This window comes from Dubosiella newyorkensis (assembly GCF_001945605.1).
Taxonomy (GTDB): Bacteria; Bacillota_I; Bacilli_A; order Erysipelotrichales; family Erysipelotrichaceae; genus Dubosiella; species Dubosiella newyorkensis.
The window spans coordinates 1-586 of the sequence record NZ_MPKA01000061.1 but is presented as its reverse complement, the minus strand read 5'-3'; the positions used below and the strand labels follow the sequence as shown (position 1 = coordinate 586).

Below are 586 nucleotides of genomic sequence, written 5' to 3'. Positions count from 1 at the left end.
GCTACCAGTGTCATTTCCTTCGTTGTGACGCTTTCCAGCAGCTGATCCAGATTGGCTTCCATCTGTAAAAGTCCAAGCATATTGAGCTTATTCTTTAGCTGCAGGTATTCTTTTGCGATTGTCTCCATGATTACTCCTCTTCTGACCAGGAGCCAAATATTTTCAGATTATCCTGTACTATACGATTTATCTCATCATCTTCTTTTGACGGAATCCGAACTTTTAAAGCCTCAAGGTAATCATCCTTACGATAGTTAAATGGACTGCACGAGATCTTATGAGAGGCGATAAGCTGCGTGTTATAGTAGATATAGAGTTTATCGTGGACAGGAACGAGCTTGACTCTCTTTCCAATAAACTTCTGGTTAACTGAGTATCCATTTCCTTTGTATCTGACCAGCAGTGTTGATGGCACCGTCTGGACGCTGATGTTATGCAGATAGCTTTCAAGCATGGCATTTGAAGGCAAAGGATCTAGATGCTCTTTTTCTTTTTTGAACAGGACGACTGGCGGGACTCCTGTTGTCTGATTCGTTTCCCGGTTAATCTGTGTATTCAGCTGATGAATCTGTTTTAGAAGATCTTC

The 586-nt window shown here is 41.6% G+C and carries 1 protein-coding gene; it reads right to left on the bottom strand.

Annotation, left to right across the window (positions count from 1 at the left end):
- Positions 1-130: 130 nt before the first annotated feature.
- On the bottom strand, positions 131-586 hold a 456-nt coding region (locus BO225_RS12325), incomplete at its 5' end, for a Mu transposase domain-containing protein (RefSeq protein ID WP_419185473.1).